Below are 25,354 nucleotides of genomic sequence, written 5' to 3'. Positions count from 1 at the left end.
ATTTATGTAATTAATCTACATTTCAAACGTCCGACATCACTATTAGCAACTCGACTTTGTGGAATCAGCCAGCAACAAGACTCGTCATCTTTAATCGCAATATAATGATGTTTTGCATAGTCCAACAAATTTGGCTCAGTAATTAAACGCTTCTTCCAATTCGGCATATCTAGAGGGATTTTATAGTCAGTAATAATTTCTCCCAGATCTTTTTTCATCAATAAATTAAAAAGCTCTTTTAAATAACTTGAATCACGACTAAATAGAAATTTTAAATCTTCAGTATTCGCTATTAAACATCGCTTAGGTGCAGATACTGCATGTAAAAAAGACCACCAATATTGGTAGAATTTATTATCACCAATAGTTAATAAAGCACGCCTAAAGTCGTTAGAAATATCCTTTTCAGATAGGTATTTTTCTACGACATTTTTTCGCAATATATTTAAATTCTCATAATCAAAATCTTTAAAACACTCTAAGAAAATTTTAATACTTCCACGACAGAATAAAGTGTCCTCCAAATCATGAATTGCCTTTCGATTATTTTCAGACTGAATAATCAATGCAGCCTTTAATTTCTCTTCTTCAACTTGCTTAGTTGCGAATTTTGAAGAAATAGATTTATCCTGCAAATATTGATAAATCTTATCTTGTCCTGGTGCTAACTCTGTCACCAAGTTTAAAGCACTTAAAAAAGAATCATCGTTATCAATTGTTGAATTATTAACAATATTTCGAATAACACGCATCCAATCTGAAAAGGATTCTATTGAGAATTCGAATTCGGAAATTAAATAAGAAGTTTGTGCATAGAACATCACTCGTTGTGGATAGGTAACATGTGTCGAAGTTGCAATGAGCTCAAAAAAATTATTAAAAACAGAGTCACTTTTTAAATCTTTAAGGTTTAAAAACTTCAAATTACTCAATGCAGTATTAATTGCACTAAAATCAATATCAGCGTATTTGTCTAAACTATTTACTAAATATTCAAATGTACTTTTATCAAAAAGAATAGAAATTAAAGCAGATGGATAGGCTGCTAATTTCTGTATATTAAGTAAATCTTTTTTATTTATTAAGTATAGATTAGAAATCAATTGTAAAAAATATTCATCAATGGAATTATCTTTACTACGATAATTCCATAATAAATCTGTCCATTGATTATCTATTTTGAAGGAAAATTTTTGATTAAATTCAGTGTCTTTATTTTCCCAACCCTCATCACTAATTTGTTTTTCTAATAATGCCTTAAAGTTTTCGAATGAGGTAAGAGCCTTTCCACGAGCATTCATGGTAATGTAAAGATCATCCGATAAACCAAAATTATCCAAATCTAGATGATAAAATTGAATCACATTTTGTTCTGTGAGTTTACTCCATCCATTGCGAATATTATAAAACTTAGCATGAATAGCATCTAGCATGTTCAACATAGCAGAAATCGTAGGATCTTGCTTCCATGATAAAAAGAACCAAGGCTTATCAGTGATCAATTCAGATATTTTTTCACTACTCTCTAAGTTACAAAAATCAAAAGTATCCTTAATTAAGGATTCACAAAACTCTCGTGAGCTAATACGAGTTTCGTAACTAAAATTTAACAGTCTGTTTTTCAAATTTATATCAACTTGATCTTTATTTGCAAAATAAAAGTGCAATAAGAACAAGGTTGTTAAACGTTGCTGTCCATCTAAAAGTTGCAAAGCATCATCAATTTGACTGCCATAAACAAAATCTAGCTCAATAAATTTTTCTTCATTTAATGAAGTATGAAGTGCATTTAGAAAACGAGTTCTGACTTTTTCCTGCTCTAAACGCCCTTGGGCATAATCACGTTGAATAATTGGAATTTCAATTTTGCTAGACTGAATAAGATTCCAAAAAGATATTTTTTCTGCGGTTTTTTTATTTAACACTGTATAATTCCTTATGCAAATTATGATTGTTTGAGAGAATTTATTGTTTCTTCAATATCAGTTAAATATTGCTCCCGATCCTTCTCTCCCCAAAAACTCATTTGCTCTACATCAGTGCTATAAAATTTCATAAATACATTTTTTGTGCAGATAGGCACAAATGTACCATTTTTCTCTCTTTCAATAATTTTCCTTCTTTTAATAGGAAATACTGAATTTTTGTAACTTCTATTGGTTGAAGAGTCTAACAAAACCAGATTATCAATAGAGTTAACATCTAAACATTGATCTTGGAATGACTCCATAAATTGAATAAAAAACTCATCAAACTGTGATAAATCACTTTGAACCTCAAGTAGTTTATTTTGAAGTTGAGAATCTAAGTTTAAATTTGAACTATTATCCAAAATTTCTTTTATCCAATCTTTCTTATGCTGATCAGATCTTGGTGGCTGGTCAGCAAGTGCAGTAATATGTTCAACATCCCATTTTTCTTTTTTGTAACGATCAAATGGAAATCTTGTAGTTTCATTTTGATTATTTAATAGAGTTTGTACATTATGAAATAATAAAATATGACGTATTTTCTCAAATCCATATTGCAACTCACTTAAATCATCATCTGGGAAATACTCGAGTATTTTATTATTTACTAACTTAAGAAATTCCATTTTGCTTTTTGAATTTTTTAATTCATAAATTTCATTAATACTATAACCGATAGCAATCAAGTAACCAATTTTATGATATAGTTTTCGATCTTGATACCATTCCTCAAGTGTTTGAAAACATTGCTTAACTTCACCCCAAATGTCTTTGATTTTATCTTTTTTTAATTTTTCTGAAAAGAATCTAAAAGTGAAGAATTCATCATGATGAATCGTCTTTTTAGATATTAAGTTAAAAATTAAGTCTATTCGAGTAGTCAAAACTTTTTTATCAGTTAAAAAATACCAGAACGAATCATTCTGCAAGGCATATTCCATGCGATCCCATTCCGTTGAAATTTCAATCTGTTGCAATCTTATTTTAGCCTTATCTTTATCGTCAAGTTCAATAAAGTTAGTTTTATTTAAAAATAATGCCTTAATCAACTCTGCATTAGTTAATGGAATTTTTCCTACATTTAAACGAGTAAAGACTTCTACAGAATCACTTTCTGTCTCATACCAAATTACTTTTGTGTAATGAATTATTTTTGAACCAAATTCATCTTCATTTAATTCTTCACAGTTTTTTAAATTTTCAGCCCATTTATGAATAGCTTGATAAGCTTTACTAATAAAGAAGAAATCAATATTTTGATCATTGATAATTACATCATTATTAGTAGCATCAACTTCTAAAAAATTTAAAAAATTAGAACTAGACTGACGAGTTTGATATTTTAAAGTGAACTCTTTATGTTTAGATTTTCCTTTCCACATTTCATTGATGTAATGGACTACTAGAAAAATAGTTGTTAATCGCTGTTGTCCATCAATCACCTCATACCAAATTTTTTCCGTATCCAATCCATTAATAGCTACAGATTCAGTATCCATTGGCTTTAGTACTAGTGGTTGAAGGCAGTACCAGGATTTTTCACCTTTGTCATTAATTTTAGGTTCAAATTGGTTTATGTCATTTAGAAAATCTTTAACTTGCTGAGGAGCCCATCTATATCCTCGCTGATAGGCCGGAATAAAAAAGTTCTTATCCAACAATTGTTGAATATTCATTGGTTCAATAAAAAGTGATCTATTCATATTACCCCTAAAATTTTACTAATTAAAAAAGGATTAAAAATTTCATTTAACAGTGAAATCTAATTTCACACATACAATTAATCTTACTTTTTAATATTAGACCTCTTGCGTTAGTCAAAATTTAAACAGCCTAAAGCTACATTTAATAAGGTTTTAGCCAATTCAAAAATTAGGCAAAACGATACTTTCGCAAGAGGTCTATTATAAAATCATTAATTTCTTAAATATCTAAGTCTTTATGCCAATTTGATAAGCCATCTTTTCGAGTATAATTTTCTACCAAAGAAACAAAAAAAGCATCATAGAAACCCGAAAAATAATGGTTTTTAAATGGACTATCTCTTTTTGCCACGAGAAGATGGTCTTTTAATATTTCAAAGATATTTACGTTAGCATCAATTTGACGCCTAATACGCCGCACTTCACTTTTAATTGATGAATTAGCATGTTTCGCATATCTATTTGCTATACCAAAGTCCTTAAAATGATTTAGAGCTCTATCTTTATTTACATCAGTCCAATGAGATGGGCATGAAACATAATATTCAAGATAACCTAGCTCATCAGGATCATCTATAATATATTTAGCTGTTATCCATTGCTCATTAAAAAAAAATGAATGATCTAAATATGGATGAATGGTTTGAGTTTCTTCAGTTTTAGCATATGAAACTTTCTTAGATCCCATATTACAGTCGCGACATGCTGGAACTAAATTTAATGGCAATATACTAAATTGAGGAAACTCTGCTTTAGGCAAAAAATGGTCCAAGTTAGTTGGTGTTCCTACACCACCACAAAAAGGACACTCATCTTTGGCTGCATTCAAAATAGCATTGTATGTTTCTCTCGTTGCTTTTGTTTCTGGCACGAAATAAGAATCATAAATTTTAGTAAACTGATCTTTAAAGCAAACGGTGTGCAGGGGGAATGGCCCCATATCCAAAATCACAGAATAAGGCTCAAACTGATAAATCTTTCCAGTATTCCCATATTCTTGATATGTAGCAGCATCCTCAATTAATTGACTTTTATTTACATTTAAAGAATTTTTAAGACTTTCATTTCTTACAATTCCTTCTGCACATGTATCTATCAGATCGCTGTAATTAATTAAAGGCAGTTCTATTTTTTGCAACTTCAATTACCTCTGTTTCGATCTGCAATCATGACTTTAAGTAGGGATTTTCCTTCGATCCCAATTTGATTATCAAATTCTGTTAATATTTCCTTATATGTTTTTCCCTCATTAACTGATTCCTGTAATAGATTATGGAATCCTGAACTTACCACTTCCAACCCAAAAATTTCGGTAGTCAAATCACTTACACTCTCACCAAAAGTTTCTATTTTTGGCCTAGATGCGTCAATAATTTTCCCACGTCTATACAGCTTCCAAACACAGCGTTGAGGAACTTCTTGAAGTACAACAGGAGAATGTGTGGCGATAATAGCTATAGCATTTCGACTGACTAAAAGATCAGATAAAGCACGTATCAAAGCAGATAGTAACGGTGGATGTAGATGACTTTCTGGTTCATCTAATAATACTAATGAGCGCTCATCTACTTTTTCAACAAGTCTAGTTATGGTCATAAAAACAATTGCATGACCAGAGCTCATTTTTTCTAAAATACTTAAAACATGCTTCTCATATTCAAAGCACATTTCTTGCTTTCTTTTTTCATATTCTTCTTCATTAGTCCTATCACCTAAACGATATTTTTGAACTAATTCCTGATAAGTTACTTGCAAGTTTTCTAGAGACATTTCAGCAAAATTAATATCAGATGATAATTTTTGAATTGATTTTTGCCATCTTATTGCCTTATCGTCTTGTGTAAAGCAATTCATTAAAGATTGAATACACTCTTTTCTTAATTCTCTAAAACCTAATAAGGATTCATTATCGCCCGATTTTTTTAATCCTAAATAAAAATAACACGTTCCTTTTGCAGGATCCGATTGTTCTATTGGTGGTTTAAAAGGATCAAACGCACTAAAAGAAACAGAAATCAATGAGCTAAAATAGTCTCTATCATTGGATGTATAACGATAGTCTTGTGGCTGAATTCTATTGTGTTGAGAATTTTCAGTATTTGTTATCGCTGAGATGATTCCATTTAATAAAGTCGTTTTACCAACTCCATTACGACCAATAATTGCGTGAATATTAGTTGGGGGTTTAGTATCAACCCCTACATCAAAATACAGTTTAATCCCGCCAATCTCTTCGGCTTCGTCCCGAATAAAATAAAACTGAAACGGTGTTGATTCATTATTTCCATCTAAAACACTTCTAAATTTACCTCGAATTGAAGCAATGTATACATCTCTTAACAATGAAGTGCCAAAAACTTTCTCACCTTCAATTATTGGTATTAATTCTGGATGAGCAACTAAATCATTTAATCCATTTAAATAATTTGTTCTAGTCTCTTTAGGCATGGTACTTAACTTTTTATAGTATTCAGTACTATTCCCTAGAGAAAAAAAGTCTTCTGAAAGCTTAGAAAAATGTGTTTCTATTTTTTCAGATGTTGCATTAGCACCACCTTCCTCTTGTCCTTTATAGGCAATTTTAACATCTCCAAGTTCATATCCTTTTCCATTTCCATCAAATACTTTTACTTGGAATAATGTGTAATATAGATAATCATTCCAGTTATCAATCCGTAGATATGCAGTATTTCTACCTTCATTAGGCAACCAAGTAGTCCGATTTAAAACCTGAAAATCCATCTTAATAATGCTCCTTGATATACCCATAAGCCTTTTCAAAAAGCTCTTTATCTTTACCTAAACCAAACTTATTCAACGTAATAATCAAGGCTTTCTGTACTTCTCGTGGACCACTTACCGAAGTCTGCCAGCCGTCAAAACGTGTTACTTTTACAATCTCATCAATCTGTTCAACAATTTGACGAATAATATCTGGTGTTTTTTCAGGTCGAGTTTCAATAAATAGCTTCGTTAATGCTTCTTTGTTATCAAGCTGTGTCACAGGTGCCTCCCCTGTTTCACGCTCAGCTTGAACAGTTTCTTTTGCAGTTTCAAGCAAGCCTTTCAACCAATCAATCGCTTTAATCACCCCTGCTTCATAGTCTTGACGAAGTTTTTCTAAACGCTCACCGAGTTTTACAAAGCGTGGATCATCATGACCACGTAAGCGACCAAGCAAATTGATTTCAAGCTGTCTTGCTTTACGCTCTTGCTCTTTTTCCGTAAGGGTAAAGATTGCATGTTCATCCATGGTCAGTGAGCTAATATCATCACGAATACGGTTCACATCCGTATTTTCATGAATCATCTGAATCACTTGAGGACCAAGTGCTGCCCAGATTAACGAACCTGTACCTGTTGCAGGACGAATGCTTTCATAAATCTGCGCAAGCCATTTAAAATCTTGTCGATACGGATTCAAGAAGTTATCAGGATAAATCGCTGTCCACAGTTTATTCACCACACCAAACGCACGAGCGAAGTTATCTCGTTTTTCATTGTTTGGTAGACATTCTTGGGCCGCCATAATGCCTTCAAAACCCTCAACGGTGCGATCTACACCCGGGAAGAAATCTAAACACTTCTGTAAGGCTGGTTGGAATAGCTCTTTAAAGCTCTCGATTGCCTCAACCACCTTATCAATATCCTCAGGGTCATAAGCGAGCGCCGTGCGTAAGTTTTCAAACACACCAAGATAATCGACAATTAAGCCCATTTCTTTTTTAATGCCATCTTTTTCATAGAGGCGGTTGGTTCGACACATCGCTTGAAGTAGGGTGTGATCTCGTAGTGGTTTATCCAAATACATGCAATAGCAAATCGGTGCATCAAAGCCTGTGAGCAACTTCGCTGTCACGATAATGATCTGTAATGGATTCTCTGAATCTTTATAACCTTCTAAAATATCTTTCTGTGTTTGGCTATCAGCATCAATTTTTTGCCAACGCTCAAAATCATCCTTTTCTACCGGCAACTTAAGCTCTTCTTTCCAACGGCGCCAGTCTTTATTGAGCTTTCCTTGCTTATCACCGTCCGTCACTTCAATTGGCGCACGGTCCACATTCATAATGACTTCAACACTGTCCTTACCGAGTTTTTCTTTCAGTAAGTAATACATTTGCACACAAGCCTCGCGATCATAAACCACCACCATCGCTTTAAGCTTTTTAGGCTTAACATGCGAATTAAAGTGCTCAACAATGTCATCGCTGATTCGTTGCATACGCTTAGGTGCTTTCAGCATAAGCGCCAACTTACCTGCACGGCGTGAAAGCTGTGCTTTTTGTTCATCAGTCAGCTCATTCTCTTGTGCGAGTTTTTCAAACTCAGCATCAATCGTTTCACGGTCTACACGTAGTTCAGCCAAACGAGGTTCAAACTTCACAGGATTGGTTGCAGCGTCACGGATAGACTGTTTATAGCTATATTTATTCATATAGCGACCTTCATCTTCTTCAGCACCGAAGAGCTTAAAGGTATTCTTTTCTAGTCCTGAAATTGGTGTGCCCGTTAAACCAAAGAAAAACGCATTTGGTAAAGCCCAACGCATTTTCTCACCCAGTGAGCCTTCTTGAGTACGGTGTGCTTCATCTACAAGCACAATGATATTACTTCGGTCATTTAAGCCTTTGGCATTGTCTTGCTCAATCTCTACATCTTGGAATTTAAAGATGGTGGTGATGAGAATGCCACGACTGTCCTGTTCAATATGCTGACCAAGCTTTTTACAGCTTTGTACAGGTACTAAGTTCTTAATATCGGCACCACCAAAGGTGTCATTGATCTGACCATCTAAGTCTTTACGGTCTACCACTACCAATACAGTCGGATTCTTCAGCTTTGCATCAGCACGTAGCATTTGCGCTGCATACAGCATGAGTAAAGATTTACCTGAACCTTGAAAGTGCCAAATTAAACCTTTCTTTGGATAGCCTGCTTTTACACGGTCTACAATTTGTGATGCTGCTTCAAACTGTGGATAACGTGGCAAAATCTTAATTTTTGTCGGTGCTAAGTTCTTACCGATTTTCACCGATGAATATAGCGTGAATGATTGCAGTAGCTTTAACAGTGTATTTGGATTGAGTAAGCCTGCTGCACTTCCAAGTACAGATGCCATTCCCGGTAAAATTTCATCTCTCTGTTCGGTTTTATGCCATGGTCCCCAATCTTTTAGGCGTGCATTGATTGCGCCGTAGGCAAAAGTTTTTCCTTCTGAAGCAAAACACAATAAGTTAGGCACAAAAAAAGGAGCAACATTACTCCAATAATTTTTTGTTCCACCACAGAAATCAGCAGCGCCGTCTTCCCAGCTTATTGCAGGACGGGTTGCCGTCTTCATTTCACCTACGACTAGCGGTATACCATTTACGTATAAGACAATATCGAAATACGCTTCCGTGGTTGCAATAAAATGGACTTGTTTAGATACCACATAATGGTTATTTGCAAGATTGTTGTAGTCAATCATGTGAATAGTGACATGCTCACCATTCTCTCCAAAAGGTAATGACTTTTCTGCTTTTAGCCATTCGTAGAAGTTTTCATTTGCTTTGACCAAACCTGTATGTTTGGCATCTAGGAATACCGCACGCAGTTTATAGATGACTTCATCCGCATAGTCTGGATTGGCTTGGATCGCAGGGTTGAGTTTAATCAACGCCTGCTTAAGCCAAGTCCCCACCAACACATCTTGCGGAGATTTAGGAATTGCATCCCCCGATACAAACTCCCACTTCACCCCGTCTAAATTTTGCAGTTTTTGGACAATTGCTTCTTCTGGTCCATTTGCTTCGTTAAAAATCATTCTACCCTCAAGAATATGTCATTAATCTCTATAAGAATCTTTCAATAATAGATTTCTTAATATCTAGTATTTTTTTTAAATTACTTTCGTTCATTCTCATAATTTCATATTGTTTATCCAAAATTTTAATAATTTTTTTTGTTTTAGACTCAGGATATAGAACAATTTTCTGAGAAAGAACATCACTCTCATTTACTGCAGGGAAACTTGTGCCTGTAGCTAGATTAGACAATGAATAACTAAATTGCTTAGATAAAGTAAAGTAAAATATATATTTAGCTAAATATTCCTCTTTAGCAGACAACACACAAAATCCAGTAGAACAAATACTATTCTCCAAGTGAGCATCAACATAAAATGTTGCTCTATGATTTGGCCTTACAGTACTAATAACAATATTATTTTTCTTTAGTATGCGTCGAGCTCGGCTAGAAGCCTCTGAAAATTGGATTTTTTCTTTAATAGTAACTTTACCCGGAAAACTTACATCAGAAATTTCTATATAGTTAAATTTAAAATTTGGATCAGTAGATTGAGATAACTGATTTGAATTTACAGTAACTATTTCTTTTAATCGTAAGGATTTTTTGCAATCTCTATCAATAAAATCTAAACGATCATTTATTGTGTAATAATCAACCATTCGTTGTAAATATTGCTTTGTAGAATGCAATGCAACCTCTGATTTAGTTTCTAGTCGTTCTAAATTCTCTAGTAATAGACTAAGTTCTTTCAGAGTACTTCCCGTAGGTAGTTTTACAGAAAAATCCTTTAAAGCTGAAAATTTTGTCCGTGGGGATAATGAACCTGAAGAATTATCAATAGCCCATTGCCAAAATTTTTGACTATGAATTATAAAAGGTAATAATTTCGGTTCATTTAATGTTTTCTTAGCTTCAAAAACTAGAATATCTCCTGAACATATACCATCAAATTCTGCTATTGCCGCTTTTTTTAAATAGCAGCGTCTTTTTCCAAAAAGAATATGACCTTTTTTAAACACACGGGTAAATGATGGGTTATCTTCAGCAATTAAGCCCCAGCGTTTAATCTTTAACGAGCCTGAATCTAAATGTTCTAATCCAATGTATTTATCATAGCCATCAGCAATCGGGTCTTTGGTCGTCAATTTCACTTCACGACAAATATCGTCAAACTTTACTTCTTGATATTCCATATTCAAACCAGTACTCATACATCTTGCTCCACCGATTGAACATCTAAGCTTTTTAAATCTTTCATCAAATCTGCAACTAAATTTTTTAACTGTTTACGGTTATCTACCCAATCATCCAAAAGCTGATCCATAGATACCGTTTCTTGTTCTTTCTTTAAAGACACATATAAGGGAATAGAAAGGTTATGGTTGTTTTGACGGACTTCATCTAAATCCACCAAACGTGCAATTTCACTTTCTTCAGGCTTAAAGTAAGCATTTACCAACACTTCTAAATCTTTTTCAGAAAGACGGCTATGCGCACGCTCTCGTGTTACATGCTCTACACCGTTAATAAACAGAATCTTATTTTTGCGCTCTTTCGGCTTATTGGTTCCCAGAACCACAATACAAGACTCCATTGGCGAGTTATAGAACAGGTTCGGGCCTAAACCGATGACGGCATCAATAATGTCTGATTCAATCACTTGCTTACGAATTTCAAACTCTGAATCACGGAACAATACGCCGTGTGGCCATAACATCGCACCACGACCTGTATCTGGCTTTAAACTCTTAATGATGTGCGTATAGAAGCCATAATCAGCACAACCTTGTGGCGGTACACCATACATATTGCGATGAAAAGGATCTGCTGAGAACTTTTTACGATCCCATTTCTTAATCGAGTACGGCGGATTCGCTAAAATCACATCAAACTGTTTGAGCTGATCGTTTTCAATAAATTTAGGATCACCTAAAGTATCACCACGGCGTATATCAAACTCTTCAATGTCATGTAAGAACATATTCATACGAGCAATCGCAGAGGTAAGTAAATTCACCTCTTGACCATAGAGCTTTACGCTACGCCATTCTTCACCTTTCTCACGAAGGTCCATCACAGCATTGAGCAACATCCCACCTGTACCACAGGTCGGATCGTAAGCGGTTTCACCTGGCTTTAATTCCATGATACGTGTCATGAAATGCACTACAGTACGGTTGGTATAGAATTCCGCCGCCGTATGACCTGAGTCATCTGCAAATTTCTTAATCAAGTATTCATAAGCCTGACCAAGATCGTCTTGCTTAACCTTGTGTAAACCCAAATCAATCTTACTGAAGTGCCCAATCAGGTCTTTGAGTAAATGGTCTGGCAGACGTTCTTTATTGGTCCACTGTGCATCACCAAACACACCCGCTAAACGCTCATTTTTAGCTTCAATCGTGCGTAGCGCCGTTTGAATGGCTTTACCAATATCTTGTGATGTCTCCTTGATGGTTTTCCAACTTGCTTCATCAGGAATTTGAAAGCGATGGAAATACTCAGCATCAAAGAGGTCATCTGTACCCATTTCTACACGTGCATCAGCAAGTTCATCATCATACACATCAGACAAACGCTTAAAGAACAAAAGTGGAAAGACATACTGTTTATAGTCAGAAGCATCAATTTGCCCACGCAGGAACTCAGCAGCACCCCAAAGTAGGTCTTCTAATTTTGCATTTTCATTCGCCATTTGACTTAACCTACATCCTTAATCTTAAAACCTTGGGCTTTTAACAACGTTTCTAACTCTAGCTCAGCTTTTTCTAAATCTGCCATTTTAGTAGTGAAGTCACTTAAAGCCTGCTCTAGTGTCATGGTCTCTTGCTCTAAAGGCTTTTGAACATAACGTGCAATATTTAAGTTAAATTCATTCTCTTCAATTTCAGCAAATGGCACCCAACGTGACTGACCAATGATCTCCTGCCCTTCGTTTTTTGCTTTGATGTAAAGATCATAAATCTCATCAGATTGATCATTGCTCAATGTGTTTTGCGCACGGCCTTTGGTAAAAATCTCTTCAGCATTGATGAACAACACAGGTTTATTTACTAATGTTCCATCTTTTTGCTGAACTGGTTTTCTATCTTTTCGTAATACCAAAATACAAGCTGCAATCCCTGTTCCATAGAATAGGTTTTGCGCAACACCAATCACTGCTTCAAGTTGATTTGACAATAAAAGCTGTTTACGAATTTCAAGCTCTGAACCACCTCGGAATAATACGCCGTGGGGCAATACCACCGCCATGCGACCATCCTCTTTGACTGAAGCCAACATATGTTGAATCCAAGCAAAATCGCCGTTGGTTTTTGGTGCTAAGAACGTCTTACGTACCAATTTGGTTTTTTCAGGGTCTTCACTGCTTACATCAGGCTCTTCTACCATATAGACATTGCGTGCATATGGGTCTGAAGACCATTTGTTATAACCCCATTCTTTTAAACTAAATGGAGGATTGGCAATCACACAGTCAAATTGCTCAAGCTGATCGTTTTGCAAGAATTTAGGCTCAAGTAGCGTATCACCACGTACAATTTGGAAGTCTTCTTGTCCATGTAAGAACAAGTTCATACGTGCGATAGCTTCAGTTGTCAGGTTCTTCTCTTGGCCTTTTAATGTCAAAGAACGTGGATCACCACCATTCTCTGCAACGTGATGGATGGTTTCCAATAACATACCGCCAGTACCGCAAGCTGGGTCGTATATACTCTCACCCGGTTTTGGATCGAGAATATTTACCAACAAGCGCACAATAGAGCGTGGCGTATAGAATTCCCCTGCTTTTTTATTGGCTTTATCGGCAAAGCGTTTAATCAGGTATTCGTACGCACGACCCATATCATCATTACGTACCTTACTCACACCAAGATGATATTTATTGAAATGACCTAACAAAGTAATTAATAGCTCGTCAGATAGACGATCTTTATTCGTCCAACTCGCATCACCGAAAATGCCATATAAGTTTTCATTGGCCTGTTCAATTTTATTAAAAGCCTCTTTTAAATGCTGACCTACATCTTGTGTATGAGCGATGACATCATCCCAATGACAGCCTTCAGGAATATCAATACGGTGAAACATGGGGCCACGAGCAAGCTCTTCATCGCCTATTTCTTTAATCGCATCTTCTAATTCTTCATCGTAAACATCACAAATACGCTTGAAGAACAGAATTGGAAAAATATAGGTCTTATAGTCTGACGCATCAATCGGACCAGTAATAATATGTGCTGCTTCCCACAAATGGGTTTCTAAGTCTTTTAAATCAAGAAGAGTCATAGGTTTACTACAGTTAATTTATATGAATATGGCTAGGTTACTTTTGTAAAGACAAGATGAATTTCTGAATCATCTCTCTTTCGGACTCTGGTAACGCTTGAATGGATTTAGCAATTGGGTCAGTGCCTAGATCTGAATATTGATCGGTACGCCCAAGCAAGTAATCACTTGAGACATTCAGTACTACCACCAATTTATAAAAGTTTTCTAAAGACGGCTTTCGAGAGCCTGCTTCAATATGTGAAATTGAGGTCGATGGAATCCCAGTTTTTTCAGAAATATCCTGCTGTGTCATTTTTCTTTGGGTTCTTATTTCTTTGAGCCGTGTACAAAACAGCTCAGAATCCATCTCAATCAACATAAAACACCATAAATCGACAATAATAACTTGACTATATCGACAAGTTTTCATATATATATTGTCAGTATTTTATTGTCTATTTCGACAAAAAGACATCTTTAAAAAGAAATTTAAGGAGGAAATTTATATGAATAATATTGTATGTGCATGAGTACAAGATCTCGACAATCCTGTACTCATGCTTTTTCATCTCAAAACACTGAAATGAAAGAATGTAAAATTTCGACGTTTTACATTTGCATTCTTTCATAACAGACCATTGAAGTAAATTCACTTTAGGAGTCTATTATGAGCAACTCTCCAAGCCACCTTCCTGTTTCTATCCATCCTTCAGTTAGAAACCTCAACGTCCGTAAAATTTCGAAAATTATTGCATCTAAAATTATTGAAAAAACCGAATTAAATTTGCATTATAACTCATCATTTTGCAGACAGCTCAATGTTGCTACAGACCTGAACACATATGAAGCTTTAGCTTATTACGTTGATAATCGGTATTTTGAAAAGCATGGTTTTAGTCAATTTGAGCTAATTAATGTAAGTAGCATTTACGATGAGTTGTTGAATGATTTTCAAAACATTTTTCGGTATTAAAAAGTTATCTAATTATCTAAATCCAGACTATCACATTGAATTATAATGTTTTTAAGATAGATGAACTTTATTTAAGATATCTAAATCATCTAAATTAGATGATTTAGATAATTAGAAAAACAACTTATCTAAATCACTTTAACTATATTTCAATAAGTTACCTGGATTTAGATTAATTAGATAAATTTTCTACAAGTTCAGGATGTAAAACTACATAGTCCCTATTATTTAGTGTTTCGATTCGAATATGATAGGTTTCAATTAAATATTGCAAAGCAGCATCTCGTAGCTTAGCTGACTTAAATTTTGCATGCTTTTGATTGATACTCGATTTTAAAACCTTTTTATTACCTTTCCGATACTGAGCTTTTAGCCACTCTAGCAAAATTTCACTGTCAGATTTACTATCTTTACCATAATAATCAATCCACTGTTCTAAAGAATACCTACAGATAGCTATAGCACCTTTCATCGTTTCAGATGTAATCACACTCTCTTGCTTAAAAAATGCGAAAATTGCAGCGACTCTTAAAACATACTGAACAGTGCGCCGTGCATACGAGTGTATGAAAGCATATCGTCCATTATTCTCGACTTCACGCAATACAAAGTTTTCATATTCAATGTGCAGATCATCTGCCTCTTCAGTTTTCAAAATAACCGCATGAGCATTTTCACAGTCTAAAGCTTTTGGAACATCCGATAAGATTTGCTCACATAAATTCCAATATGCTTTCAAATCTGGATCTTGATCTGGCCTTATCAATCGATCCTGTTTTGTGATTTGGACATTCTCCAAAGGTTCGGCAAAAACAATTAATGCGCGTGCTAAAAAACCTTGCTCTCGTAATAGCTCATTTTGCAAAGCTGGGTATGCAATCACATCTTGCACACCAATATTGATTGAAAAACGAATACCATCTACATATTCAATATTACTGCCTTTTAAAACATTACTAATAGATTCACCATCAAGCAAATTATTAATCACACTAAGTGCTTCACCTACCGTATCACTTTTCATGGTATATCCAGAAAATAGATATGCCCCTTCGCCAGTTGTCCATGTAAAACTTTTTTGATCGCTTTTTTTTACTAGTGAAATCAATCCTTGTATTGTAAGTTTTTTAAATCTAGCCAAAGGAATTTTTGGCTCAATTAATTCACCTTTTGATCTAACCCATTCATCGTACTCTTTCTCATATAATGACATACTGCTTTTTTCTATGGTTTTAGAAACATAACAGGCGTCATTAATACAATTATCTTTGCCTGCACCACTTGGAAAGATCGTAATGGTAAAAAGGCTACAAGGTTGACCCTTAACCATTTTATCACTAGGAGCATTGATATGTCTTTGCGACAAAAAAGCCATTTCTCCTAAGTAAGTTTGTCCTGCAACTGAGATTGGGACTTTATGAATATATGCTGTTTTTTTAATTGCATTTGCGATTAATGCCGGAAAAGCCCAAAGCGGATAATTTTGCGGTGAATTGTGATTAACTGAACTTAAAGATGCTAAGGCAGGCCAAGAGTTTGATGACTGGACTTTTGACTCACTTTCACCATCTTCATGTTTAAGTGAATCAATATATGAAGCATGAATAGAATCAATCCGTTCTTGTACATCTGCATACGATAGCCTAGATAAATTTTCTCGGCTGAACTTTATGTGAGGTTGAGGGTCTTCGTCATAATTAGCTGTCATGATTAAAACAGATTCAGGTAGCAGGCTTTCTACTTCTTGCAACCCAAATATAAGATCTGGCAAGTAGATTACATAGGATTTTGTAAAACAAATTTTAAAAAAAACATCCAATTCATTCGTCAAAACCACTCGTGATAATTTCGTTTTATTCAGCAACCGATTGACTAATAAACCATCACCAATTTGAAGTGCTACTTTCCGCCGTTCTATGACTTTATGGGGTTCACAAGATATATCATATTCATACCCCATCCCAACAATCAAATAACCAGTCACAAAATTCAGATTAGAATTATTCACAAGTTTAAAAACATTGCAGCCACCGCAATCCAAATCAGGATAGTGTGGATGTATGTAACTCTCGATTGAAATTTGATCGTCTCTTATAAAGTTTAAAGAAAACTCTTCAAATGTAGATGAAGAAGTGACTTGCCCAGTTAAAGGATGTGTACTTAATATAGGGTGTTCTTCATCTAATTTTATTTTCAACATCTTAATTCTTACCATATTCAAAAATTCAAGCAAATCTCTTCCTATCTACTTGATGGATTCAAGTAGATGCTGATGTACTGCACTAGAAAAATTTAAGTTAAATAACTGATTTAATTTTGAGTTGAACCCAGAAAAAATACTGGGTTCATAAAAGAATTACTTAATTTCACCAGCAAACTTTAGAATCTCATTACGATTCCAACGAAGTAAACGACCATGCCTTTTGGGCGTAATGGGACCATTTTCATATACAGCCCAACGACGAAGTGTTTGTGGTTGCATGCCTAGCAGTTTTGCAGCCTCTGCTGTTGTAATTAATAAACTTTCTTGCTTCATCATGAAGCGTCCTATAGCAATTGAATTAAGTAATTTTTAGTTGATTAGTACTTGTTTGAGTAGGTTCTTATAATTACTATATTTTCTTACCCCCCAAAAAATTATACTTTTTGATTATCAGTGGAACATTTTATGTCAGGGCGTCCAAAAACTGGATTTGTTACAAAATTGAAAACTATTATTTGGTATGAACAGGTTGCAGAACGTGTTCTTAAAGAAAATATTCAAAATAATGTTCGTCCACATCAAACGGAGTTAGACTCACGCTCAGCAAGTAAAAATAAACTAGATAAATTTTTTAATGAAAATGGTAGTAAAATTTGGACAAAATTTTCCACTGGACAAGTATCTCCAGTAACAAAATTAAAAATTGTAGAAAATAAACTTCCTAACACTATAATTTATTTTATCCATCCCATTTGGGAAATATTGAGTAAAACTTACGTTACTGAAGAAGATTTATATAATTTTTATAAAAATCTAAATAGTTTCACTCAAAAAACTATACAAACAAAAAATATTAAAGATGTTGTAATCAACTTTGATGCTAATTTTGCGAAGGAATTTGACTGTGTTTTAGATCTGTATAGTTTTTTGCTATTTAAGACTTATCAAAGTAAATTCAAGCTTCATATTCAGAATCTTGAATATAGTTACCTAGCTTTAATGGAATACAGCTTATTAATTATAAATTTAATTGGTTGCTCGGGATACTACTTAATCAAGCTATTACAATTGCATTTTCAGTTAGAACCCAATTCACGTTTGATCGAAATGGGAGCTGATATAGACTTTCATCTAAAACAAATTAATCAATATCATATACTTAAAATTGCCCATGACAACAATCCTCAACGATATACTGTACTAAAAAACCACTTTGATGATTTCAAAAATGATTTCCATAAATATCAATTAAAGTTAACATCTATTGAAAACCTCTATACAAAGAATAGTGAGGAACTTTGAATTCACACGTTACCAATCAAAATTAGTAAAGTTAAAGTTACACTAAGCTTACTCAACTGCAAAACATTGTCATTAATTACCCATGCTGATTGATAGATGCTAGATTAGAAGACAGGTTTAAGTTGATTTATTTTGCTTACCATGTGCTTACTAAAATCCAAAAACAAAAAAACCACTTACGATTAGTACACGTAAGTGGTTGTTTTATATGGTGGGCCCAGACAGACTTGAACTGTCGACCAACGGATTATGAGTCCGCTGCTCTAACCAACTGAGCTATAGGCCCTACATGCTGAAAACTTTATTTATCAATAAGTTCAAGCGTCATGAATACTAGCTAAGATTTTTTTGAAAGACAAGTACTTTTATAACCACTTGAACACTTAGGCAGCAATCATCATGACTTGATTCGAAAGAAATTCTAGTTCTTTAAGACTTCAGTCTAAAGACATGCAGAAAAATGGGGTATATACAGATCAATTTAAGGCAGCCTAGCCTGAAATATTGACGTCAACCTCATAGAATAAGACATACATTTGATAGATTTGACGTCTCAGTATATTTATAAAGTATCAAAAAATATTTGATAAAACATTAAAAATGATGGAAAAGGATATGAGCTGCACAATAAAGAAAAACTAGAATTGAGACTTCATTTCCTTTTCTTTACGCAAATCCTGCTTAATTTCGATGAAAGACCATACAATTATAAGCACTAAAATCAATAAAGAGACTACAAAGGCTGTAATGTATGTCATAGTTTTCAATCTCAGAGTAGAAAGAACAACAAAATAGAAAGGATTAATACCCCTTCTCTTCTTCGACAAAAGTCTAATAACTAAATCTTGCTCTGGATAGTCATTTTTTCACCATTTTAAGACTTTTTTTATATCTAATAATACTTTTTTAATATCAAAATTTTTTATTTATACATTTTAGCTCTTAATATTTCAGTTTAAAAAGATCAAGAAATTATAGATTTCTACATTATTTACACGTTTTATTTGCCAGCCTATTGACTGAATGGCCGAACAAGAAGAAATTATGCAATTCTCCACATATGGCTTTTACTTAATCTGTGCTTATGCTAAATAAATTCATTGGCGAATCTGCATTTAAACTTGCGGGTTGGCAATATCATGTCGAACCAGATGTACTCGAAGACAAACAGGTCATTATTGGCTTTGAACATACTTCAATGATGGATGCGGTGCTGTCGATTGCCCTCTTCCAGATTTATGATCTTAAAGTTCATACCTTGATCAAAAAAGAACTATTTAAAGGACCTTTCAAACCGCTATTAAAAGCTGTCGGCGGTATTCCGGTTGACCGCAAGGCCAATAAAGATATCGTGACCCAGATGGTGGAGCATTTTCAGAATAATGAAAAGTTTAATCTGGTGATTGCACCAGAAGCGACACGTGCCAAGCAAGGTGAAGCACGTAAACCGATCCGTACCGGCTTCTGGCATATTGCCAAAGCTGCCAATGTGCCGATTGTGTTGCTATATGCCAATTCCAGAACCAAACAAGGTGGCATTTTAGGCAAAATCTATCCAACAGATCTGGCTCAAGATCTGGCCTTAATCAAACAGCTCTATAAAGATAAAGTGGATCTGGATATTGTCATTCCGGAATAAGCTCAGTAACAGTGCTCGACATGAACAGATCCTTTGCTGTTCATGTCCTCCTAAAGCATTTGTATAAATTTGAAAAATAAAATCAAAAACTGCACTATAGCATTCCCCTTTTCTATCAATTTAATACAATTTTTTTGTTTTATCCTGAAATCTCAAATCCAGACACTTTTTTTTAAAAAAAAGCTTATGGTAGAATTTCGGCATTCTGATAGGCATACAGCCAATCTACAAGGAGCAAAGTTCGCATGGCGGGTCATTCCAAGTGGGCCAATATTAAGCATCGTAAAGCAAAACAAGATGCGAGTCGTGGTAAGCTTTTTACCAAATATATTCGTGAATTAACCACTGCGGCAAAACTCGGTGGTCCAGATGCAGGTAGCAACCCTCGTCTGCGTGCGGTGGTTGAAAAAGCATTATCTGTAAATATGACACGTGATGTGATCAACCGTGCCATTCAACGTGGTGCGGGTGGCGAAGATAACGACGACCTGAAAGAAGTGACCTATGAAGGTTATGGTGTAGGGGGTGTTGCTGTTCTGGTAGAGACCATGACAGACAACCTGAATCGTACTGTTCCTGATGTTCGCCATTGCTTCTCAAAAACCAATGGTAACTTAGGTACTGCCGGTTCAGTGGCTTATCTGTTTACCAAACGTGGCGAGATCACTTTTGAAGATGTTTCTTTAGAAGATCAAATCATGGAAGTAGCTTTGGAAGCAGGCGCGGAAGATATTGAAATTGCTGAAGATGAAATTCTGGTAATTACCACGCCTGAAAGCTTTGGTGATGTACAGGATGCGCTCACTGCAGCAGGTCTTAAGTCTGACAATGCTGAAGTGGTGATGAGCCCTTCAACCAAAGCTGAAATTACAGATGTTGATCAAGCCAAAATGATTCTGAAAATGATCGATATGTTTGAAGATTTAGATGATGTTCAAAACGTATATACCAACGTAGAGTTTACCGATGAAGTGATGGCGCAATTAGACGCTTAAGCTTGATCAAAACTAAAAACGCACCCTTGGGTGCGTTTTTTATAGTTGTCTACTACTCTCGCCTAGGATCAAACTTTATTGAGTAATCCGCTACAGTTAAAGACATTATATTCTTTAATGACAAAGCTCGAATGCAGTGCAACCACATGCTCAATTTTCCCGATACGCTTGAGTAAAATTTCACTATAATTTTCCATATCTCGCGCCACTACTTCGACAATAAAATCCGCAGACTGGCCGGTGACCAAAAAGGCATTAATCACTTCGGGAATACTTTCCAGTTCTTCCAGAAATTTAGCAAAAGTATCACTATCATGTTTACTTAGCGACACCTGTAACAGTACATGCAGCGTGAAACCTAATTTCTGATAATTAATTTCACGCTTTAAGCCACTGATAATATTTTGATCGATCAAGTGTTTGATCCGGCGATGGACTGAACTCACAGATAAATTTACCCGCTCTGACAGTTCATTCAGATTGACATCCTCATGGGTCAATATTTCTAGAATATGTTTATCGAAACGATCCAGTTCCATTTTTATACTCTTTCTTAATAATCAATAAAAATAGCAAAATATTGCACTCTCCCTGTTATACAATATTTATTTATTTTTCACAAAGTTTTCATATTCTGAAAATATTTTCCAAATCTTCTGCCATTTTATAAAGTAACTTTCAATCCTGAACCAGATAACCGTTAATCATATAATTCTAAAAAATGACCAATGTTAATTTCTATTAATTATTTATTTTTTAATAGTTTAAGTTTAATTAGTCCAGTAAAATATAAGCCAGATCTTCAAGTACCCGCACAGTTCAGCCACTTATCTTTTACAAGTGTATAGAAATAGATTAAAACAAAGCCGCACTAAAAATAAAAATAGCATTTTTCAAAAATATTAAATAAGGAATGCTCATGGCTTCTAAAATTTTAAGTTTGATTAAAACCAAGGTGAGTCCTGTCTTAACGGCTGAAACACAAACTAAAAGCCTGTTAGGTGGCTTATTCGCTGGAACAGCCTCAGGTACGCTTAGCAATCTCATTGGCAGTCTAAACGGCTCTAATTCACAACCTTCCGTGAGCTCATTATTAAACAGCCTTCTCTCTGGACATAGTCTGAACAGCGCAAATATGAGCAATTTATTAATTCAGTTGTCTGGTTCAAATGCTTCGAAGTTAGATATTCAGAGTCTGATCAGCAGCTTAACCCAATCCAATGGAGGCAGTTTTAATATTGGCCAGATCACCAACTTGTTGAATGGCCTAATGGCGAACAATAGCAGCAATCTGGATATTGGTGCTCTTTCCAAACTCGTCGGCGGTCTCATCGGCGGTAATGGCGAGATTGATATTGCACAAATCGCTCAGCTGGTCAGCGGCCTGATCGGCGGTTCTGGTGGTTTAGGTAATATTGACATTGCTGCGATTGCAGATCTGGTCAGTAACCTCATCGGCGGTAATGGCGAGATTGATATTGCACAAATTGCCCAACTGGTGAGTGGTCTCATCGGTGGTTCAAGCAACATCGACATTGCTGCAATTGCAGATCTGATCGGCGGTTTAATCGGCGGCAATACAGGCAATGATTTTGATATCGGTGCTATCACAGATTTAATTAGCGGTTTTGTCGGTGAGAATGCAGCGGGGGATTTTGATCTCGATGGCTTTACCGATTTACTCAGCGGCCTGATCGCGAATGGCTCAAATGGCATAGATTTAGGAGGATTATTGGGTAATCTCAATCTAGATAGTGATCTGGATCTGGGTACTCTGATCGAAGGAATTTCCTCTGCTTCAAACGGGTTTGATCTAGGTAGCAGTGCCGGAGGCATTGGGCAATTGATTGATAATAGCTCTTCGATTGAATTACCTGATCTAGGTGATCTGGTCCAAGATGTGGGTGCCACAGATTCCAATATTGACTTGTCTGCTATTCTGCCTGACACTCAAGATACGATTCAGAATATTGGCAGTGGTGGTGGTTCATCCAGCTTTGATTTTGGTTCACTTCTCAATAATTTTACTAAAAATATTGATATCGACCAGACTAATCCTTGGGGTTAGTCATCATCTCATTAAAAACGCGCTTAATGCGCGTTTTTAATTTTAGGATTTGCCTTGAAGCTTATACACCACGCCAGTCTACCCGTGCATTACGCTCGGTTCGGTAAATACGACAAATATATTCACCCAAAGGCAACGCATTTAAATGTTGCTGATAATCACGATATTCTTCGGACAAGGTTTCAAAATTTTCTTTTTCCCACGGCGTCCCCGGAATCGCCAATAATGGAGCAAGCATAGAGCAGACAGCAATATCCGCCAGACCTAAACGATTTCCGACAAAATAATATCCACCTTGACTAACCAGCATCTGATTGAGTTGCTGTACAGTGACATCAATATGCTGTTTGGATTCCGCCACAGTTTCCTCATTCAATGCATAACCTTTGGCGACCATCGCTTTTAATAAAGGTTTAGAAAATTTTTCAAACTGGCGCAAATAGCCCTGCTCACCAATTAAAATATCGAGAGATTCATGATCGTAAGTCAGCGCTTGAGATAACATCCAGCGGCGGACATGACGACCCAGCTCCAGAGTAATTTCATTAATTTCTAAGGCTTTATTTCGAAAATGTCCTTCAGCATACAATAAACGATGTTCTGGATAAGTATCATCCAGATAAAGCGCAATCTGGGTTGAATCTGCAATCCATTTGTCCTGATCGCGCAAAATAGGCAGACGATTCTGTCCTGTTTTCAGTCGGGCAAAAGCCCGATGTACGCCGGGAATCAGGTTGTGAGCAACATAGTACAGCTCTTTATGGTCCAGCATCCAACGTGCTTTTTCGCAAAAGTGAGATAAAGGAAACTGGTATAAAGTTCGCATGCATGCTCCATGTTTATCGTTATTGGATCAGGGCGTATAGGCCGCTGTTTTATTCAGATACTTTAGTCACTCACTTTTAGAAAAACAATGTGATTTTTATCCAAAAGTACAATACTGGCTGATTATTCCTCTATATTCGGCGGACTCACAACAAATCCGGGAAAGCTCAGCGGAGCTTTTAAGTTATAAGAAGCATTTGATTGCAATAAACCACAAGTGCATGACCTGACTTTAGCCGTGCTTTCATGTAAAATCGGGGGCAATTTTTATATAACGCTTTTGTGAGTTATTTCATGGGTTTTAATTGCGGTATTGTCGGCTTGCCGAACGTTGGCAAATCTACACTTTTCAATGCTTTAACCAAAGCTGCTATTGCTGCAGAAAACTTCCCGTTCTGTACCATTGAACCAAATACCGGCATCGTGCCTGTTCCTGACCCACGTTTAGACAAATTGACAGCAATTGTTAAACCGCAGCGCGTGATTCCAACGTCTATGGAATTTGTGGACATCGCAGGTCTGGTCGCTGGTGCTTCTAAAGGTGAAGGCTTAGGTAACCAGTTCCTGGCCAACATCCGCGAAACTGATGCAATCGCTCACGTGGTACGTTGTTTTGAAGATGAAAACGTCATTCATGTGAATGGTCGTATTGATCCACTGGATGATATCGCCACGATTAATACAGAACTCGCGCTTGCAGATCTCGACGCGGTGGCGAAAGCGATTACCCGTTTGACTAAATCTGCCAAAGGTGGTGACAAAGAAGCAATTGCTACTAAAGCAGTATTAGAAAAAATCCAGCCTTTACTCGATGAAGGCAAACCGGCTCGCGCAGCGGATCTGGATGATGACGAACGTAAACTGGTACGTAGCTTTGGCTTAATGACGCTTAAACCAACCATGTATATTGCCAACGTTGCTGAAGACGGTTTTGAAAATAACCCGCATTTGGATGCAGTGAGAAAATTGGCTGCTGAAGAAAATGCAATTGTCGTACCTCTTTGCAACCAGATTGAAGCGGAAATTTCATTGCTTGAAGATGAAGACCGTGCTGAATTCCTGGAAGCGATGGGCATGGAAGAACCTGGTTTAAACGTGGTGATTCGTGCAGGTTATTCACTACTTGGCTTACAAACTTACTTCACCGCAGGTGTACAGGAAGTTCGTGCCTGGACTGTGAAAGTTGGTGCAACTGCACCGCAAGCCGCTGGTGTAATTCATACCGACTTTGAAAAAGGCTTTATCCGCGCAGAATGTATTGCTTATGATGATTTCGTGCAGTACAACGGCGAAGCGGGTGCAAAAGAAGCCGGTAAATGGCGTCTAGAAGGTAAAACCTATATCGTTCAGGATGGCGACGTTTTACATTTCCGTTTTAACGTCTAAGTATTTGCTGTGTGAAAAAGCCCCTTCTGGGGCTTTTTTATTACCTAGGAACTCTGTACACGACAAATTTCACAGAACCCTTATCCTATCAGGATTCTGCTTTCTTAAAATTGCCAAAATTTCCTTAAACTCTTCTTTTTTCCCAAAACCAATTAAACGCTGAATCGCCATTTGAACATAGTCTAAACCATAGCGAAATAAACTCATTGAGAGTCGTCCATGCTTCTT

At 35.8% G+C, this 25,354-nt stretch carries 19 protein-coding genes, 1 tRNA gene and 1 pseudogene; 6 read left to right on the top strand and 15 right to left on the bottom strand.

The genetic code is table 11. From position 1 onward, the window contains the following. Positions 1-2: 2 nt before the first annotated feature. The 9 genes from FTV30_RS06630 to FTV30_RS06590 all read right to left on the bottom strand — a co-directional run bounded on the left by FTV30_RS06630 (position 3) and on the right by FTV30_RS06590 (position 14,114). On the bottom strand, positions 3-1,925 hold the full coding sequence (locus FTV30_RS06630; RefSeq protein ID WP_180001283.1) for a DUF262 domain-containing protein: 1,923 nt from the start codon (positions 1,923-1,925) through the stop codon (positions 3-5). 20 nt (positions 1,926-1,945) lie between these two features. Next, a complete protein-coding gene (locus tag FTV30_RS06625; RefSeq protein ID WP_180001282.1) occupies positions 1,946-3,673 on the bottom strand; it encodes a DUF262 domain-containing protein in 1,728 nt (575 codons plus the stop codon). Positions 3,674-3,893: 220 nt separating this feature from the next. Continuing rightward, complete coding sequence (locus FTV30_RS06620; protein ID WP_180001281.1) at positions 3,894-4,811, bottom strand: HNH endonuclease; 918 nt, start codon at positions 4,809-4,811, stop codon at positions 3,894-3,896. 2 nt (positions 4,812-4,813) lie between these two features. Then, positions 4,814-6,415, bottom strand: coding sequence for an AAA family ATPase (locus FTV30_RS06615; RefSeq protein ID WP_180001280.1), 1,602 nt, complete (start codon positions 6,413-6,415; stop codon positions 4,814-4,816). Position 6,416: 1 nt separating this feature from the next. Continuing rightward, positions 6,417-9,482 carry a type I restriction endonuclease subunit R gene (locus FTV30_RS06610; protein ID WP_180001279.1) on the bottom strand — a complete coding sequence of 1,022 codons (3,066 nt, stop codon included), beginning with the start codon at positions 9,480-9,482 and terminating at the stop codon, positions 6,417-6,419. Positions 9,483-9,510: 28 nt separating this feature from the next. Then, entirely contained in the window at positions 9,511-10,677 is a 1,167-nt protein-coding gene (locus FTV30_RS06605) for a restriction endonuclease subunit S (RefSeq protein ID WP_180001278.1), read from the bottom strand. After that, positions 10,674-12,161: a class I SAM-dependent DNA methyltransferase gene (locus tag FTV30_RS06600; protein WP_180001277.1), complete on the bottom strand. Its 1,488-nt coding sequence runs from the start codon at positions 12,159-12,161 to the stop codon at positions 10,674-10,676. Before FTV30_RS06600 ends, FTV30_RS06605 begins: the two co-directional genes overlap by 4 nt. A gap of 5 nt (positions 12,162-12,166) precedes the next feature. Then, a complete protein-coding gene (locus FTV30_RS06595; RefSeq protein WP_180001276.1) occupies positions 12,167-13,753 on the bottom strand; it encodes a class I SAM-dependent DNA methyltransferase in 1,587 nt (528 codons plus the stop codon). 37 nt (positions 13,754-13,790) lie between these two features. Continuing rightward, the gene (locus FTV30_RS06590) at positions 13,791-14,114 is read right to left on the bottom strand and encodes a helix-turn-helix domain-containing protein (RefSeq protein WP_180001275.1); all 324 of its coding nucleotides are present in this window, start codon (positions 14,112-14,114) and stop codon (positions 13,791-13,793) included. A 288-nt stretch (positions 14,115-14,402) separates the two neighbouring features. On the opposite strand from FTV30_RS06590, the gene FTV30_RS06585 reads away from it, so the two are divergent. Next, a complete protein-coding gene (locus tag FTV30_RS06585) occupies positions 14,403-14,708 on the top strand; it encodes a hypothetical protein (protein ID WP_180001274.1) in 306 nt (101 codons plus the stop codon). A 172-nt stretch (positions 14,709-14,880) separates the two neighbouring features. Here the strand turns inward: FTV30_RS06585 and FTV30_RS06580 are convergent, their stop codons facing one another. Further along, the gene (locus FTV30_RS06580) at positions 14,881-16,941 is read right to left on the bottom strand and encodes a DUF3987 domain-containing protein (protein ID WP_180001273.1); all 2,061 of its coding nucleotides are present in this window, start codon (positions 16,939-16,941) and stop codon (positions 14,881-14,883) included. A 123-nt stretch (positions 16,942-17,064) separates the two neighbouring features. Further along, positions 17,065-17,244 (bottom strand): helix-turn-helix domain-containing protein, encoded by a 180-nt coding sequence (locus FTV30_RS06575; RefSeq protein ID WP_180001298.1) that lies wholly within the window; start codon positions 17,242-17,244, stop codon positions 17,065-17,067. Positions 17,245-17,376: 132 nt separating this feature from the next. Here FTV30_RS06575 and FTV30_RS06570 point away from each other — a divergent pair, with 132 nt between their 5' ends. Then, positions 17,377-18,213 (top strand): hypothetical protein, encoded by an 837-nt coding sequence (locus FTV30_RS06570; protein WP_180001272.1) that lies wholly within the window; start codon positions 17,377-17,379, stop codon positions 18,211-18,213. 209 nt (positions 18,214-18,422) lie between these two features. Here the strand turns inward: FTV30_RS06570 and FTV30_RS06565 are convergent. Then, positions 18,423-18,499: transfer RNA gene (locus tag FTV30_RS06565), tRNA-Ile, on the bottom strand. Between the two features lie 798 nt (positions 18,500-19,297). Between FTV30_RS06565 and FTV30_RS06560 the strand changes: the two genes are divergently transcribed. After that, positions 19,298-19,852, top strand: coding sequence for a 1-acyl-sn-glycerol-3-phosphate acyltransferase (locus FTV30_RS06560; protein WP_005097390.1), 555 nt, complete (start codon positions 19,298-19,300; stop codon positions 19,850-19,852). A gap of 245 nt (positions 19,853-20,097) precedes the next feature. Next, a complete protein-coding gene (locus tag FTV30_RS06555; RefSeq protein ID WP_005097391.1) occupies positions 20,098-20,847 on the top strand; it encodes a YebC/PmpR family DNA-binding transcriptional regulator in 750 nt (249 codons plus the stop codon). Positions 20,848-20,915: 68 nt separating this feature from the next. Here the strand turns inward: FTV30_RS06555 and FTV30_RS06550 are convergent, their stop codons facing one another. Then, positions 20,916-21,386, bottom strand: a complete 471-nt coding sequence (locus tag FTV30_RS06550) for an Lrp/AsnC family transcriptional regulator (RefSeq protein ID WP_100329904.1) — start codon at positions 21,384-21,386, stop codon at positions 20,916-20,918. 380 nt (positions 21,387-21,766) lie between these two features. Here FTV30_RS06550 and FTV30_RS06545 point away from each other — a divergent pair, with 380 nt between their 5' ends. Then, the gene (locus FTV30_RS06545; RefSeq protein ID WP_180001271.1) at positions 21,767-22,915 is read left to right on the top strand and encodes a hypothetical protein; all 1,149 of its coding nucleotides are present in this window, start codon (positions 21,767-21,769) and stop codon (positions 22,913-22,915) included. Between the two features lie 61 nt (positions 22,916-22,976). Here the strand turns inward: FTV30_RS06545 and FTV30_RS06540 are convergent, their stop codons facing one another. Next, on the bottom strand, positions 22,977-23,741 hold the full coding sequence (locus FTV30_RS06540; RefSeq protein ID WP_074383279.1) for a glutathione S-transferase family protein: 765 nt from the start codon (positions 23,739-23,741) through the stop codon (positions 22,977-22,979). A 293-nt stretch (positions 23,742-24,034) separates the two neighbouring features. Between FTV30_RS06540 and ychF the strand changes: the two genes are divergently transcribed. Further along, entirely contained in the window at positions 24,035-25,126 is a 1,092-nt protein-coding gene (gene ychF / locus FTV30_RS06535) for a redox-regulated ATPase YchF (RefSeq protein ID WP_180001270.1), read from the top strand. A gap of 69 nt (positions 25,127-25,195) precedes the next feature. On the opposite strand, the pseudogene FTV30_RS06530 reads toward ychF, so the two are convergent. Beyond that, positions 25,196-25,354 (bottom strand): annotated as a pseudogene (locus FTV30_RS06530) (IS4 family transposase); the annotation flags it as partial.

This window comes from Acinetobacter sp. YH12255 (assembly GCF_013417355.1).
In the GTDB taxonomy this organism is placed as follows: Bacteria; Pseudomonadota; Gammaproteobacteria; order Pseudomonadales; family Moraxellaceae; genus Acinetobacter; species Acinetobacter pseudolwoffii.
This window is presented reverse-complemented; position numbering and strand designations above follow the sequence as displayed.